This window comes from Pseudomonas akapageensis (genome assembly GCF_011355085.1).
GTDB lineage: Bacteria > Pseudomonadota > Gammaproteobacteria > Pseudomonadales > Pseudomonadaceae > Aquipseudomonas > Aquipseudomonas akapageensis.
On sequence record NZ_VXCP01000027.1, the window covers coordinates 1 to 14,333 of the forward strand.

General features: G+C 59.3%; 12 protein-coding genes and 2 pseudogenes. 5 read left to right on the forward strand and 9 right to left on the reverse strand.

The genetic code is table 11. The features are described from left to right. Positions 1–343 precede the first annotated feature (343 nt). Complete coding sequence (locus F2S13_RS17545) at positions 344–1,396, reverse strand: ADP-ribosylglycohydrolase family protein (RefSeq protein WP_166363087.1); 1,053 nt, start codon at positions 1,394–1,396, stop codon at positions 344–346. Positions 1,397–1,407: 11 nt separating this feature from the next. Beyond that, positions 1,408–1,662 carry a hypothetical protein gene (locus F2S13_RS17550; protein WP_166363089.1) on the reverse strand — a complete coding sequence of 85 codons (255 nt, stop codon included), beginning with the start codon at positions 1,660–1,662 and terminating at the stop codon, positions 1,408–1,410. A gap of 422 nt (positions 1,663–2,084) precedes the next feature. On the opposite strand from F2S13_RS17550, the gene F2S13_RS17555 reads away from it, so the two are divergent. Next, positions 2,085–2,957, forward strand: a complete 873-nt coding sequence (locus F2S13_RS17555) for a BrxR family helix-turn-helix transcriptional regulator (protein WP_166363091.1) — start codon at positions 2,085–2,087, stop codon at positions 2,955–2,957. A 220-nt stretch (positions 2,958–3,177) separates the two neighbouring features. Further along, complete coding sequence (locus tag F2S13_RS17560) at positions 3,178–5,271, forward strand: AAA family ATPase (protein WP_166363093.1); 2,094 nt, start codon at positions 3,178–3,180, stop codon at positions 5,269–5,271. Positions 5,272–5,323: 52 nt separating this feature from the next. Here F2S13_RS17560 and F2S13_RS17565 read toward each other — a convergent pair whose 3' ends face one another. The 4 genes from F2S13_RS17565 to F2S13_RS17575 form a co-directional block, all read right to left on the reverse strand. Continuing rightward, entirely contained in the window at positions 5,324–6,073 is a 750-nt protein-coding gene (locus F2S13_RS17565; protein WP_166363095.1) for an NAD-dependent protein deacylase, read from the reverse strand. A gap of 75 nt (positions 6,074–6,148) precedes the next feature. Beyond that, entirely contained in the window at positions 6,149–7,477 is a 1,329-nt protein-coding gene (locus F2S13_RS17570) for a hypothetical protein (RefSeq protein WP_166363097.1), read from the reverse strand. 47 nt (positions 7,478–7,524) lie between these two features. Next, positions 7,525–7,653, reverse strand: coding sequence for a hypothetical protein (locus F2S13_RS29645; RefSeq protein ID WP_281354563.1), 129 nt, complete (start codon positions 7,651–7,653; stop codon positions 7,525–7,527). An 83-nt stretch (positions 7,654–7,736) separates the two neighbouring features. After that, a complete protein-coding gene (locus F2S13_RS17575) occupies positions 7,737–8,297 on the reverse strand; it encodes a hypothetical protein (protein ID WP_178119024.1) in 561 nt (186 codons plus the stop codon). Between the two features lie 306 nt (positions 8,298–8,603). Here F2S13_RS17575 and F2S13_RS17580 point away from each other — a divergent pair, with 306 nt between their 5' ends. From F2S13_RS17580 to F2S13_RS17590, 3 genes and pseudogenes are all read left to right on the forward strand, one after another. Continuing rightward, positions 8,604–9,254: a HEPN domain-containing protein gene (locus F2S13_RS17580; RefSeq protein WP_166363099.1), complete on the forward strand. Its 651-nt coding sequence runs from the start codon at positions 8,604–8,606 to the stop codon at positions 9,252–9,254. Between the two features lie 41 nt (positions 9,255–9,295). Then, positions 9,296–10,294, forward strand: a pseudogene (locus tag F2S13_RS17585) (helix-turn-helix transcriptional regulator); the annotation flags it as partial. Positions 10,295–10,605: 311 nt separating this feature from the next. Then, a pseudogene (locus tag F2S13_RS17590) lies at positions 10,606–11,059 on the forward strand (metallophosphoesterase family protein). Between the two features lie 34 nt (positions 11,060–11,093). On the opposite strand, the gene F2S13_RS17595 reads toward F2S13_RS17590, so the two are convergent. The 3 genes from F2S13_RS17595 to F2S13_RS17605 are packed head-to-tail and all read right to left on the reverse strand — an operon-like array spanning position 11,094 to position 14,311. Beyond that, the gene (locus F2S13_RS17595; protein WP_166363103.1) at positions 11,094–12,617 is read right to left on the reverse strand and encodes an HAL/PAL/TAL family ammonia-lyase; all 1,524 of its coding nucleotides are present in this window, start codon (positions 12,615–12,617) and stop codon (positions 11,094–11,096) included. A 12-nt stretch (positions 12,618–12,629) separates the two neighbouring features. Next, the gene (locus tag F2S13_RS17600) at positions 12,630–13,463 is read right to left on the reverse strand and encodes a quaternary amine ABC transporter ATP-binding protein (RefSeq protein WP_166363105.1); all 834 of its coding nucleotides are present in this window, start codon (positions 13,461–13,463) and stop codon (positions 12,630–12,632) included. After that, on the reverse strand, positions 13,460–14,311 hold the full coding sequence (locus F2S13_RS17605; RefSeq protein WP_166363107.1) for an ABC transporter permease: 852 nt from the start codon (positions 14,309–14,311) through the stop codon (positions 13,460–13,462). Before F2S13_RS17605 ends, F2S13_RS17600 begins: the two co-directional genes overlap by 4 nt. Positions 14,312–14,333: the final 22 nt, after the last annotated feature.

The window sequence follows — 14,333 nt, forward strand, 5'->3', positions numbered from 1 at the left end:
ACCCACGGGCGCTTTATTCAAACGATGGCGACCGCTGTGCGGTCGAATCACGGGCAATCGGAATGCCGCCCCACCCACGCCTACGGGGCGGGTGGGAGTGGGCAGCTGGCAATTTTTCCACCCGCCATCACCACCGCCGCAAAAACTCCGCCACCGCCTTCTCCAACCACCCCGCCGCCCGCATCTTCAACTCCTTGTTCCCGCACCTCGGGCACTGCTCAAACCACTCCCCCGGCCGCAGTGCATCACTCATAGGCACCACGGTCTTCTTCCAACCACACTTGTCACACACAACGGTAAAAGGCCTCGGTGGAATCGGCATTACTGTTCTCCTTTACTCATCTCAATGACCGGGATACGCCCGCTCGATCTGTTCATCAAACTCCCCACCCACCCCGCAATACTCACGGGGAACACGCTCGATGTCCTCGGCGATTTGCTCGATCACCTCGCGCAGTTCCAGCTGCGCGAACCAGCGCGCCGGGATGGCGGCGGCGCCGTATTGCGCGCCGAGCAGGTGGCCGGTGATCAGGCCGGTGCTCCTGCTGTCGCCGCCGTGGTTTACGGCGGTGATGACGCCGCTTTCCAATGAGTCGGCGAACAACGCGCACCACAGCCCGATGGCCAGGGCTTCTTCGGCGATCCAGCCGCCGCCGAGCTCGGCGATGCGTTGTGGGGTGGGTTGGTAGCCTTCGTAGAAGTAGAACAGCACGCGCTCGATGAGGCTGCGGGTTTGTTCCATGCCGGGCTTTTGTCCTTGTTTGGCCAGGCTTTCGCTGATGGCGTGTTCGAGGCTGTCTTGCCAGTCGACCAGGCGCTGGAGGATGTCGGCGAACAGGCCGGCGGCCAGGTAGCCCGTCGGGTGCCCATGGGTCAGGCGGCCGGATTGGACGGCGTAGTCGAAAGCGTTGGCGAAGAATGCGCAGGGCGCGGCGCGTACCAGGGCGCCACAGCCCTTGCTGTTGTTTTCGGCGACGGCACCCAGTCGTGGGCTGGCCTTCAGTGCCGTGAGGCAGGTGGTGCCCGGGGCGCGGCGTGACCACAGGGCCGGTTGCTCGATCAGCCAGCCATCCTGGCTGACGGCTATCGGCGCGGGGTAATCCTGGGTCAGCAGCCAGCGCAGCAGGGCATGGTGGATGACGCTGGGAACATGGCAATCCCCGCCCGCGCTGCCTCGCACAAAGGCCCGCAGCAGGCCTTCGGCAGTGAAGAGCATCATCTGGGTGTCATCGGTGATGGCGCCGGTAACGCCGTACGCCGGGGCGAAGTCGACAATGCCGTGGCGGCCGTACTTGGCCTCGATCACCGGCCATTCCAGAAACTCCACCGGTGCACCGAGCGCATCGCCGACGGCACCACCGAGCAGGCAACCCTTGATCCGTTCCAGTCTGTTCATGTCCTTTCCTTTCACGCTGTGGGTACCGAGGCCTGCAACACCGTCAGTTTTTCCTTCAACTCCTCGACCTGGGCTTTTTCTGCCCGCAAGGCCGAGCGCAGTTCGCGGTTTTCCGTTTCCCAGATGCGCGCCCAGCGGGTGAAATCCCGTGCGCCCAGCAGCAATTGCCAGATGTCACGCAAGCGCAGGTACTGCAGCAACAGCACCAGCAGAATGAGCGCGAGCACCAGCGATGCACCTGTCGAAACCGCGTCCAAAGTTGTCATGTCCACTTCCTTCCATGAGTTCGATTAATCTCGAAGACAGTCACACGATATGTCGTGTTTGGCGACAGGTCTAGAATGTAGACTTATACAGGTAAAGAAATCAAGCATATGAAAGCGCATGAAAAATCTGCGGGGAGTCGACACGCCTTGGCAAAAATAGCTTTTTGCCATCGCTTGAGAGAGGGCCAACGCCAGACAGGAAAGCCTGATCGAAGCGGGATCACACATGCCCGCGTCGGCTGCACCAGGCAAGGGTTTGAACCGCGCCTCCGGCAACATGAGTCCTTAAACTTTACACATGGAAGCTGCTATGGAAGGCGCCGTCTCGAAGGTCTTATGAAAACTTGACGATATGTCGCCTGCAACGACAGGACTTTATTGTAGAGTGGTGCCGTTAAAGCAGCCGCACACAGGGAGGGGGAATGAAACGCAAGCAAACCATCGAGCAGGTACGCTGGGATCTGGCACTGCGCTACAGGCTGATCGAGACCGTCGCCTGGTGGGAAGGCCGGCTGACCACAGGGCATTTGATTCAGAGTTTCGGTATCAGCCGCCAGCAGGCGTCCAAGGACATCAATACCTACATCACCGACCATGCGCCGAAAAACCTGGCCTATGACAAGCAGCTCAAGGGCTATGTCCCCAGCAAGCATTTCAAGCCCAAGTTCATTGACGACAGCGCCAGCGCCTATCTGCACCTGCTTTACCAGAACAACGAACGTGCTCCGCACATAGACGGGCTGGCCCTGGCGTATGCCCATACCAAGGTGCTGGAAGTACCGGACCGGCCGATTCACCCCGAGATTCTGCGCCCACTGCTCAAGGCCTGTCGCGACGGCCTGCGCCTGGAAACCGAGTACGTGTCGCTCAATACGCCGAACGTGGAAATTCGCCTCATAGCGCCGCACACGCTGGTCTACACCGGCATGCGCTGGCATGTGCGGGCGTACTGCGAAAAGAACGGCCAGTACCGGGACTTTGTGCTCAGCCGTCTGCGCGGTCGGCCGGATTTGCTCGACGCATCGCAGAACACCCGTGAGCTGGATGAAGACTGGAATACCGAGATACCGGTCATTATCGCGCCCGATGAGCGATTGAGCGCAGCGCAGAAGGCGATCATTGAAACCGACTTCGGCATGGTTGATGGCCAGCTAGTGGTGCCCAGCCGCAGGGCGTTGGTGAAGTATGTATTGCAGCGTTATCAGATCGACCACAGAAACCTGGACCCCACCCCTGAGGCGCAGCAGATTGTGGTGACGAACCTCAGGGAATTGAGGCCGTGGCTGTATGAGTGATTAGTTGGCAAGTCGGTTGATTACCTGGGTCCAGGTAATCAACCTCTCCTTCCCTGCCAATAGCGCAGTGAAGGCTTAACGAACTTTGTGTCTGGGCAACATTTCCTTCAGCCCGGCGCTCATCTTCCTTTGAATCGCTACGCGCCTGACTTCATCACACGACACATTCTGACTACCCTTGCCCCCATCCTGTCCTCTCCCAAGCGTCAGGACACCCCATATGCCAACCCGACTCACCCCTTTCGCCCACGACAGCCTGCGTGCCGCCGACACCTGCGTACTCTCGCTGAAGTGGAGTTTCCAACTGATGTTGGACCTTGGTGGCCACCGCACCTTCATCGGCCGCCACGGATTCAACGATGACGAACTGGCTCGGGAACTGGGGCTGGCGAAGTGGGTAGATGGCAATGAATACGACGCGGTACAGGCGCTCAAGGCATTGCGCCAGGGTGCGCGCGCATTCAAGGTCGACTATCCCGATGCGCCTTACCCTGACCGTTTGGCAAAGAACCTCCAGGCGTTGGGCACCCTGCTGGAGTTGAGCGAAGCTGAATTGCGGGTGTTGGGCTTTTGCGTGCTGATGCACAACGATCCAGTGCTCAGCGATGCCACCGACCAGTTGGGCATGTTGGGCTACAACCGCGCACTCAAATCATTGTCGGTGTTGTTGGGCTTGCCGCTGACGGAGGTCAGAATCTGCCTGGGGCGCGACAGCCAGTTGGTGCGCGCCGGGTTGTTGGATCTGGGAACTGGCCATCGCCCGTCCTCCATGATGCTCAGTACGATGCTGTCTGTGAGTAACCAGGAGCTGCCCGGGCTGTTGCGTTTCAGCCAAGGTTCGCCGCTTGAGTTGTTTGCCTATGCATTTCGCTTGAGCCCGCCAGGCACGCTGGGTCGCGAGCACTACGGCCACGTGAAGCAACCGCTCGATATCGCCGAACGGTACCTGGCCAAGGCGTTGGCGCAGGGGCGCAACGGGGTGAACATCCTGCTCTACGGACCGCCGGGAACCGGCAAGACCCAGCTGAGCCGCTTTATCGCCAAGAGTCTGAACAGTGCGCTTTACGAGGTGGCGTGCACCAATAGTTATGGCGACCCACTTCACCCACAGCAGCGATTGTGTTCACTGCGTGCGGCCAACAGCGTGTTGCACGCGCAGCGGGCCCTGCTGGTACTGGACGAGATCGAGGATATCTTCCAAACCGCCACCTTCGATATCAGCAGCCGCTCCCAAAAGGCCTGGATCAATCGCATGCTGGAGGAGAACGCACTGCCGTGCTTCTGGCTGAGTAATAGCATCGAGGCGATCGACGCTGCACATATCCGCCGCTTCGATCTGGTGATCGAGGCGCCTAACCCACCGTTGGCGCAGCGCGAGCGACTGTTGCGCGACTGTGGTGCCGGCAAGCTGGGCGATGAGTTGGTCGAGCATCTGTCGGCTCATGGGCAAGTCACCCCGGCGGTGCTGGAGCGTGCAGTGCGAGTGGGACGCAATGTATCGCAGCGCGCGGGCAAGGCCTTGGACGGCACCATCCGCTGCATCGTCGACGCCACCCTGAAGGCCCAAGGTTTCGCCAAGTTGCCGCACAACGACGCCAATGGCTTGCCAAGCTTCTATTCGCCGGAATGGATCAACGCCGACCTGCCACTCGCCGGTCTGGTCGAGGGGCTGCGCGCCCATCCCCAGGCACGACTTTGTTTCTACGGCCCGCCTGGCACCGGCAAAACCGCGTTCGGGCGCTGGCTGGCCCAGGAGTTGGATAAGCCGCTGATGGTCAAACGAGTGTCCGACCTGGTCTCGCCCTACGTGGGCATGACCGAGCAGAACCTGGCTGGCGCCTTCGAACGCGCCCAGCAGGAAGACGCAGTGCTGCTGCTCGATGAGGTCGACAGTTTTCTGCAGGACCGCGGCAAGGCGCGGCAGAGCTGGGAGGTGACCACAGTGAACGAGATGCTCACGCAGATGGAGGGCTACAGCGGGCTATTCATTGCGTCCACCAACTTGATTTGCGACCTGGATGAGGCTTCACTGCGCCGCTTCGATTTGAAGGTGCATTTTGGCTATCTGACGCAGGCCCAGTCGCTGGCGTTGTTCGCTGCGCATCTGAACGTGCTGGGGCTCAAGGATCCGAAACAGGCCGCTGGGCAGCGGCTACAGGGTGAGGGGCGTCTGACTCCGGGTGACTTTGCGGCAGTGGCGCGGCGCGGGCGCTTCAAGCCGTTCGCAAGTGCTGACGAGTTGGCTGCTGCATTGTTGGCGGAGTGTCGGCTGAAGTCTGCGGGGCTGCAGCGTCCTATTGGGTTCATCCACTGAGCGGGATGAATGCGACAACTTGCGAGAAGCCGATAGCGACTCGCCTTGCTCGCTATCCAAAGGCTTGCTCCACCAGCCGCGGCAGAACCTCTGCTGCCTTGCCGACCAGGTTGAACTCACGCTCCCCCACTACCGCCTCCGGCTGCACATTGATGTGCACCACCCGCGACCCATGTTGCAGGGCGATCTGCGGAATCTCGGCCGCTGGCTGTACCAGCCCCGAAGTGCCCACCGACAGCAACAAATCACAATCCCTTGCTGCTGCCACCGCGGTGCGCCACACGTCATCCGGTAGCGATTCGCCAAACCAGACGACGCCCGGCCGCACTTTGCCGTTGCAATGCAGGCAGCGGGGCGGTTCGATGCTGCGCCCCTCCTCTGGCTCATCGAGTTGATCACCTTTGAACTCATAGGGCCGCGCGCAGGCGAAGCAGCGCGGCGAGCCAAGGCTGCCGTGCAAATGCAATACATCAGGGCAGCCGGCGCGCTCTAGCAAGTCATCGACGTTTTGGGTGACAACGGTAAGCTTGGGAACTCGCGTAGCCAGTTTGGCTATCGCCAGGTGCGCGGCGTTCGGTTGTGCCGCCAACACCTTGGCACGCCGCCATTCGTACCAGCCCCACACCAGGGCAGGATTATTGCGAAAGGCTTGTGCAGTGGCCAGGGCGACAGGGTCAAAGCGTTCCCACAGCCCGGTCAAGGCATCGCGGAACGTGGGGATGCCACTTTCCGCGGAAATACCGGCGCCTGAGAAAACAACAATGCTGGAAGCATCGCGCAACTGTTGAGCCTGGAACTCCACTCTGACCTCCTATGCTCTACCGCCGACCGAGCCGCAGCAGATTTCGGTGGACTATTGGTTGACTGTCGCCATCGGCTAACGGACGTCATAGCCAATCATGAACAATGCCCGCTCCAGCTTCAGCAGGGTCACTACCCGCCCTTGAGCAGCAAGCACCGAGCGCACCTCTTGCAGAATACGGTTGGTAATACGGACAAGACCGGCCCAATACTCGGTTTGGTTCGCTGCCAAGGTGCTGGCTTTATAAAGCGAAACAAATTCGAACTTATCACGCGAGGGATCACGCGTTTCCGTCTTATTGTTGGCCGTTTTGGTATTTGGCCCCCAGCGAAAAGCAAGGTCTGCCGGTACGACACGCAGTCCATTTTCCGATAACCAGAGGCGCGCCAACAACCCTAATGCAGCGCCCACCCGGCCATCGTAGATAATGATGTTGTCAGGGTCAGCCGCTGCGTAAATCTTGGTCATCGCGGAGTTCATGAGCAGGTTCTTGCCGTCAAAGGCTTTCAGCGATGCAGTGCATTCAGGTCGAAGCAGTTCGACGGCAGTGAGGATTGAGCGGCATAGGGTCTTGGCAGCGGCTTGCGCCTTGACCCACATCAGAGAAGCATCGTCTTCCCTGCGAGCGACGCCGCCCCAATTGAATACATCCTCGCAGGCTGTTTGCGCAGCAATATGATCGTTCGCCGCGAGTGCTTGACGAAGTCGGCTCGCAATACTGGCAAAGTCTTCAGGTGCGAGCTTTTCAGGCCAGGAATAATGTTCAGCCGCTTGAGCCAGGGTCAGACACCACCAGTCGTCACCTTGAGCACGCTCTTTCCAGGGATTCCAAGAGTGATGCTTGCTGGTTTTATAACGATGCTCGAAAGATCCTGGCGCCCCACCCCACAGTTCCACCAGATGATTGGCGAAAGCCAGCTGGTTAGGGGTCAGGAGTCCTGGATGTGTGCTGTCAATGAGCTGTTTTTTTCTCGGTTGACAGTCAGTCACGACAGCCATTGGCCGGTTCGTCAGCCAGACGGAAGTGGGTCTTTTTGGACTGATGCCCACAACCCCCAGTTGCTCCAGAATCGGAAGTACATAAGTGATGTTTCGCTGGCCGTATCTCCCAGAGGGGAGCTGTCGGGAAGCTTTGCAAAGGGGACCGGCTTCTTCATGGTCATTATCAGACTCAATCACACACGGATTGCCTGCATGATGGTCGTTGGCGTGCAGATACTCCAATGCCGCTTCGAACGCGACTTTGAGAATAACCAGCCCTGTCTGTCCGGCCTGCACCTTGACTCGCTCAGGTGTCACGCTTTCAACAGCGAATGAAAAGCGTTGCGAGGGCGTTCGAAGAGGCCCCAACTCGCCCATCATCGGCCACAACGATGAGACTGTTAAAGCTGCCAACTGCTTCATGCTGACTTCCTTGCCAAATCCGGGGAGAGTGTTAAGACGGGCAGACACTAAGCCGGTCCCTGACGCTTACGCAACCATTCGTTCTCTGCCTCCATCGCCTTGTAATGCCGATACACCTCATATCCTTTCTTGGCGATGACCAAGACGCCGACAGTGGCCAGGATGTTTTTAAGCACGGTGCTTGCTCCTATTGATGAATGGCTTGAGCATGCCCGTGCTTCGCGACAGATTGCGTCGTCGCCTCAGAAGCTGACTCTGCTTATTCACCATCCTCATATTCAAGGTATTTACTCGGCGCTAAGTCACAGGGCAGTGCTGGTTGCGAGCGAAATAGCCGGTAGCTACCGTGCTCAAAAACATAAGTTTGCAGCTCTAGAAACTCGCGGTTGCCACTCGACCTTTCGAAAGTCACCACAAAGAAAATCAGCGGTCGGCTTGCGCGTCGCCATAGGCTTGCCGCCTTATCGATCGTGGCGGCAAGGTTCTTCTCGGCACTGTACGAGATAAACGTGGCGAAGGCAGCGGCTTCATGGCTGAGCAGCAATTTTTCGATCTCGCCGACATCGTCTTTATGCGCCTCGTTCCATTCCCACTCCACATTCGACAATATTTTGCCGTCCGGAAATTTGAGAACAGCATCGGTACGTCCACCTTGTTCAAACCCTGCCCGCGCGCCCAACAGTTTCGCGCATGTCTTAACAACGTGCCCGATATGAATAGTCCAGTCTGCCGGGTTGGTGTAGTCGCCTTCTGCGACAGGAAAATCCTGGTACCAGTGGCAGTTGAACAATGTGATGAAGTCTCGTTCGATACGCTTCATGTTGGTTCCTTAAGCCCTGACTCCCTGGTTTTCGCCGTCCAAGGTCAGCCATCAGTCAGGCGGCGATTTGCGCGCGCGTCCTTACAGTCACTAGCGAACGCTTTCGGTTGAAATGGCTGCATCCCTGGATGCCCTCAACACGTATCCGCGTGTAGATCAAAAACTTTAATAAGTGATAGCCTATCGCCATATCGCGGCAAATTGTGTCGCATGGGTTTCCCTGAACGCTCAAGCCCAAGCCTCACCAGCCGATACAACAACGACACTCAAGGCGAAGCCCCCCTCAGCCTCAAGGAAAGACCTGGAATGGATTACCAGTCGCTCAAGACCCGTCACCGCAACGAACGCGACGCGCACCACCCCAATCTTTCCCTGCGGGTTCATCGAGCCCTGAGCTGGCTCAATCGCGCCGAACAGGCTGAGGACGTGGATGGTCGTTTCATCTTCCTCTGGATCGCGTTCAACGCCGCCTATGCCACCGATATCGATGAGCATCATCGGTTGTCCGAGCAGGAGGCGTTCAAGGCCTTCCTGCAAAAACTCTGCATGCTGGACACCGAACATCTGATCGAAAAACTGGTGTGGTCGGAGTTCCCTGGCAGCATCCGTGCTTTGCTGGACAACCCTTACGTGTTTCAGAGTTTCTGGGATTTCCAGAACGGCAAGATCACCGAAGTCATGTGGGAAGAGCGCCTGCGCAGCGGCAAACGCACCGCGCATACAGCGCTGGCTGACCGCGATACAGCGAAGGTGCTGGGGGTGATGTTCAACCGCATCTATACCTTGCGCAACCAACTGATCCATGGCGGTGCCACGTGGGAAGGCAGTGTCAATCGCACCCAGTTACGCGACTGTACCAAGCTGCTCGGCAAGCTTGTGCCGCTGGTGATTCTGCTGATGCTGGACAACCCGAGAACACTTTGGGGCGATGCCTGTTACCCGGTGGTCAAGGCGTAGCACCCTTTTCGCCCTCCAAGCCCCTGCACAAGGACATCCCCGTGCCTTCAGCCAAATCGCATTCCACGGTTAGCCGCCAGTGGGAACTGCTCAAGCATCTGCCCAAGCGTGAAACCGGTATCACAGTGACCGAGTTGCTAGCGCGTCTTGAGTCTTCTGGTTTCAAGATCAGCCGGCGCACTGTCGAGCGTGATTTGATTGATCTGTCGCTGGTATTTCCGTTGCAGTGCAACGACGACCTCACACCGCAAGCCTGGTACTGGATGCCTGGTGTGAATGTGGAGTTGCAGGGCATTACTCTGACCGAAGCCTTGAGCCTGACATTGGTTGCAGACGCGATCCGTCCGTTGTTACCCGCCAGTATGCTCAACGTGCTGGAACCGCGCTTCGTTCATGCGCGGCAGAAGCTCAAGGGATTGGAGGACGATAACCCGGCTGCCCGTTGGTTGGAGAAGGTCGCCAGTGTGCGGCCGGACCTGAACTTGCAGGCACCGGACATCGACCCGGAGCTGCTGGAGGCATTGCAAAAAGCGCTACTAAATGAGCGTCAGGTGCAATGCCAGTATTACTCAGCGCACACCGACAAGTTGAGCGCGATGACGCTTAATCCGCTGGCGATGGTGCAGCGTGGGTTGGTGACCTATCTGATTGCAACTGCGCATCCGTACACCGATGTGCGCCAGTTTGCGGTGCATCGTTTTCGCATCGTCAATCAGCTCGATAAACCTGTAGAGGGATTGCAGGGTTTCGACCTGAGCGCGTACCTGGCCAGCGACGCCCTGCAGTTCGGAACGCCGGCAAAGATTCAGTTTCAGGCATGGGTGAGCGAGCGACAGGCACGCTTGATTCGGGAGACTCCGTTGAGCCCGGACATGACACTGGAGCAGTTGGAGGACGGCTATCGGGTGCGCTCGACGCTGAGCAACACATGGCAGTTGCACTGGTGGATTCTGTCCCAGGGCGATGCGATGGTGGTGGAGCAGCCGGTCGAGCTTCGGACTCAGATCGGCGAGACACTGCAGCGCGCGGCGGCGGCCTATTGACCGATTGGTCAAGTCAAGAATGTGGCGAGCACGGTGGCTTCGCGGCAGAACGTGCTGGCCACGACGCAATCCGTCGCACTCTGTTCGTAAGCTAGCCGCAAACGGCACACAGAGCCACCCGGCAAACGTTCTGGTTCTACAAGACGCAAAACCCGAGCAAACTCTCCGCTCCAGGGACTCGCCGGCCACAAGCCGGCTTTTTAATGCCCACATGTTGCCCTTTTTTGTTGTCATGACGTTAACTGTTCACGTGCACTCCCCCCTGCGTAAGCCTCGGACAGGAGCCTCACCAACGCGCTGGAGCACTCATGAAGATCGGCCTTATATCTGACACCCATGGACTGCTCAGGCCTCAAGCTCTGGCTGCCCTGCAAGGCTGCGATCACATCATCCACGCAGGCGATATCGGAAAACCTGAGGTCTTGGCTGCCTTGCAGCAGCGGCAACATAGACCGCCACCAGGATTGGGCGCAGCACTTGCCAAAGGTCGAAATCGTCAAGCTGAAAGGCATTACCCTTCTTGTCACTCACGAACGCAAAGATGTTCCTGAGCCGCTACCAGAAGGCGTGCAAGTGGTCGTAACGGGGCACTCTCATAAACCGTGCATCCATGAAGAAGATGGAGTGCTCTATATCAACCCGGGGAGTGCCGGGCCCCGACGGTTCAAGTTGCCGATCAGCATGGGTTGTGTGACCTGCACCGCTGGCAAGATCAGCGGGCAACTGATCGACTTGGTGTCCGACACTCCAGTTGTCCCCTGATCCGTCCGACCCGCCGGTAGCAGCTCTACATCCGTCACAGCAACCCGGGGAATGTAGCCCCAAGCAAACCGGGATCCTTCAGGATCGATGCACTGCTGGCGATATCCGGGGCCAGCCAACGGTCCTGGGCATAGGCCGGGACGCGTTCGCGTAATAACCGCCAGGCAATGTCGGTACCTGCGCCAAAGCGCTGCTCCTTGAGGAACTCGAATGCCTGTGCCGCCAACAGGTATTCGATGGCGAGGATCTGTGTGCAGTTCTCCAGCGCGCGGTTCAGCTTCAACCCGGCATTGGTGCCCATGCTCAGATGATCTTCCTGCAGACCTGAGGTGACGTAGTTGTCGATGACTGCCGGTTGTGCCAGCTGACGGTTTTCTGCACACAGCGAGGCGGCCACGTACTGGACAATCATCATGCCCGAATTCACGCCCGGTTGACTGACCAGGAAGGCCGGCAAACCGCTGACCAATGGGTTGATCAGGCGATCGAGACGACGCTCGGCAATCGCCCCGATCTCGGCCACGGCGATCGCCAGCAGGTCGGCCGCCATGGCCACGGACTGGCCGTGCGGATTGGCCTGGGAAACCACTCGATACGACTCGGGTGTACCCAGCAACATCGGGTTGTCGGTCGTGGAGTTCAGTTCGGTTTCGATCTGCCTCGCAGCGTGTTCCAGCTGATCGCGCGCGGCGCCATGCACCTGCGGAATCGAGCGAATGCTCAAGGCGTCCTGGGTGCGAATGCCATGGCTGCTGGCAATGACTTCGCTGCCGTCGAGCAGGCGACGCAAGTTGCTGCCCACGCGCTGCATACCGGGGTGCGGTTTCATCGCGATGATTTCAGGGTCGAAGGCATCGAGTTGGCCGCGCAGCGCCTCGAAGCTCATGGCGCCGATAACGTCCGCCCATTGGTTCAACCGAGTGGCGTCGTCCAAAGACAGGCAGCTCAGGCCGGTCATGCAAGGGGTGCCGTTGACCAGGCACAGACCATCCTTGGCACCCAGTTCGACCGGCGCCAGGCCAACCTCGGCCAAGGCTTGCTGCGCCGGCACGATCTGGCCGCGATAGCTGACCTGGCCGACGCCCAGCAAGCTGATGCCGATATGCGCCATGTGGGTCAGATACCCCACCGACCCCTGTTTCGGGACCTGCGGGGTGACGTGTTGGTTGAGCAAGGTCAGCAGCGCCTCGACCACCTTGCGCTGCAGGCCTGAACGGCCCTGGCAGAAGTTGATGATCGCCGCGCAGATTATCGCCCGGGTCTGTTCGTCCGACAGCGCCGTACCCACGCCACAGGCATGGCTGAGCAAGGTGTTGCGCGACAGCTGGCTGAGTTGCTCGTCCTGCAACGAGACATTGCACAAGGCGCCAAGCCCCGTGTTGACGCCATAGGCGCGCTCACCGCTGACGACGATGCGCTGGACGATCGCCTGGGCGTTCTCGATCCGCGCCCAGGCCGATGGGGCCAGCTCAAGCTTCGCCCCATGCCGGGCCACGGCCACCACGTCCTGCCAGCGAACTGGCGCGTCGGCGATGATGATTTTTTCGACAATCGACATACACGCGGTTCCTTAAAGCGATGCTACGCGGCGCTGCACGAAACGATCGACGTATTCGTCCGCAGGCTGGTAGAGGATTTCTTTCGGCGTGCCGACCTGGATCAGGCGACCGTCCTTGAGAATGGCAATTCGGTTGCCGATACGCACCGCTTCATCGAGGTCATGGGTAATGAACACGATGGTCTTGTGCAGGGTTTTCTGCAGCTCGAGCAACTGGTCCTGCATTTCGGCGCGGATCAGCGGGTCGAGCGCACTGAAGGCTTCATCCATCAGGATGATGTCAGTGTCGGCAGCCAGGGCGCGGGCCAGGCCGACGCGCTGACGCATACCGCCCGACAACTGGTGCGGGTACGATCTTTCGTACCCCTTGAGGCCCACGGTGTTGATCCAGTGCAGGGCACGCTCGGCGCACATGGCCTTGCTCTCGCCACGGACTTTCAGGCCGTAAGCGACGTTGTCCAGCACGGTGCGGTGCGGCAACAGACCGAAGCTCTGGAACACCATGCTGATCTTGTGCCGGCGGAATTCGCGCAGGGCGTCCTTGTCATAGCGCAGAATGTCCTCGCCATCGACCAGGATCTCGCCGCTGGTCGGGTCGATCAAGCGGTTGAAGTGACGCACCAGAGTCGACTTGCCCGAGCCCGACAGGCCCATGATCACGAAGATCTCACCGCTGCCGATGGACAACGAGAGGTCGTTGACCCCGACCACGCAGCCGGTTTCGGCCAGGACCTGATCCTTGGCTTTTTTCTGGCGGATCAGTTTCAGGGCATCTTCGGCGCGAGCACCGAATATCTTGAAGACGTTTTTGACTTCGATCTTGTTCATCGTCTGCACAGCGCTCATTTGCCCACCCCATGCCGTGGCCGGCCATAGGCCTGGGTAATGCGGTCGATCACAACCGCCAGAATCACAATGGCCAGGCCCGCTTCGAGGCCGCGGCCCACGTTCAGGGTCTGGATGCCGACCAGGACGTCTTCACCCAAGCCACGGGCACCGATCATCGACGCGATAACCACCATCGACAGGGCCATCATGGTGGTCTGGTTGATGCCGGCCATGATGCTCGGCAACGCCAGTGGCAGCTGCACGCCGAACAGTTGTTGCATGCGATTGGCACCGAAGGCATTGATCGCCTCCATGACCTCGCCATCCACCTGGCGGATGCCCAGGTCGGTCAGGCGAATCAGCGGCGGGGCGGCATAGATGACGGTGGCGAAGATCGCCGGCACTTTGCCCAGGCCGAACAGCATCAGTACCGGGATCAGGTACACGAAGCTGGGCATGGTCTGCATGATGTCGAGCAGCGGCATCAATACCGCCCGCAGGCGATCGCTGCGCGCCGACAGGATACCCAGCGGAATGCCGACCAGGACCGATATCAGCGTTGCTACCAGCATCAGCGCCAGGGTCTGCATCAGCTTGTCCCACAGCCCCACGGCTCCGACCAGGAACAACAGGCCGACAATGACCACCGTTGGAACGATGCGCCGGGTGGCGTGCCAGGCAATACCGGCGACGATGGCCAGCATCAGCCACCAGGGCGTTGCGCGCAGCAGGCCTTCGAGGTTGACGATGGCCCACAACAGGGTGTCGGAGATGTGCCGGAACACGTCACCGTAGTTGGTTACCAGCGCATCGACCCAGCCATTGACCCAGTCGGCGATGGAAAACGTAAAGTTTTTGGGAAACATAGGATTCTCTCGAGCAAGCGTA

Coding starts and splice junctions, on each gene's coding strand:
- F2S13_RS17545 (WP_166363087.1), bottom strand. CDS start 1,396: ATGAACAGACTGGAACGGATCAAGGGTTGCCTGCTCGGTGGTGCCGTC.
- F2S13_RS17550 (WP_166363089.1), bottom strand. CDS start 1,662: ATGACAACTTTGGACGCGGTTTCGACAGGTGCATCGCTGGTGCTCGCG.
- F2S13_RS17555 (WP_166363091.1), top strand. CDS start 2,085: ATGAAACGCAAGCAAACCATCGAGCAGGTACGCTGGGATCTGGCACTG.
- F2S13_RS17560 (WP_166363093.1), top strand. CDS start 3,178: ATGCCAACCCGACTCACCCCTTTCGCCCACGACAGCCTGCGTGCCGCC.
- F2S13_RS17570 (WP_166363097.1), bottom strand. CDS start 7,477: ATGAAGCAGTTGGCAGCTTTAACAGTCTCATCGTTGTGGCCGATGATG.
- F2S13_RS17575 (WP_178119024.1), bottom strand. CDS start 8,297: ATGAAGCGTATCGAACGAGACTTCATCACATTGTTCAACTGCCACTGG.
- F2S13_RS17580 (WP_166363099.1), top strand. CDS start 8,604: ATGGATTACCAGTCGCTCAAGACCCGTCACCGCAACGAACGCGACGCG.
- F2S13_RS17595 (WP_166363103.1), bottom strand. CDS start 12,617: ATGTCGATTGTCGAAAAAATCATCATCGCCGACGCGCCAGTTCGCTGG.
- F2S13_RS17600 (WP_166363105.1), bottom strand. CDS start 13,463: ATGAGCGCTGTGCAGACGATGAACAAGATCGAAGTCAAAAACGTCTTC.
- F2S13_RS17605 (WP_166363107.1), bottom strand. CDS start 14,311: ATGTTTCCCAAAAACTTTACGTTTTCCATCGCCGACTGGGTCAATGGC.